This is a genomic window from Lacihabitans sp. CS3-21 (genome assembly GCF_024343675.1).
Classification (GTDB): Bacteria; Bacteroidota; Bacteroidia; order Cytophagales; family Spirosomataceae; genus Leadbetterella.
In genome coordinates, this window is the sequence record NZ_RJUD01000092.1 from 1 (window position 1) to 681 (window position 681).

The 681-nt window shown below is 40.4% G+C and carries 1 pseudogene; it reads right to left on the reverse strand.

The window, feature by feature from the left end:
• Positions 1-681 (reverse strand): annotated as a pseudogene (locus EGI24_RS14610) (hypothetical protein); the annotation flags it as partial.

Sequence of the window (681 nt, forward strand, 5' to 3'; positions counted from 1 at the left end):
TGGACTCGTTCCGATTGTTATCGTGTTTGAGTTTCCAGATTTTCCACAGATATTCTCACAATAAGCAAAGTAAATTCCGGGACCTACATTTATAGTACTTGATGTTGCTCCGTTACTCCAAACCAAATCACCTATAGTGCACTGACTAGCATTAATTGCAACAACCTCATAACTACAAACAACATTTCTTGTGCTTGTAATTACTGGAGCTGTAGGAAGAGGAACTTTTTGTAAAATAATCTGAATGGTTTTCGACGATTCTCCACAAGCATTTCGGCAAAAAGCAGTATAAGTTCCTGAGGTCGAAATATTCAACACTGACCCCTCCGAACCTGTATTCCAAGTAACGGCACCGTTACATAAGTTTGCAGTCAAAGTGGCATACTCACCATCGCAACACAAAGTTTTGTTTACAGAAATTATTAAATCATTCGGCAAGACGCCACTTGATATTTGGATGCTGTTAGATGCTAAACTGATTCCGCATGTGTTTGTGCAGTTAGCCGTGTAAACTCCCGCTCCTACTTGGATTGGGTTTTGTGTAGTGCCATTGTGTGTCCATGTTACTGTACCTGCACAACCTGTTGCTGTTAATGTAGCCTTTTGAGTGCCACAAATGTTTGTAATATCTGCAGTGATAGTTTGAGCATTCGGAGCTGTTCCACTCTGAATTTGTAAGCT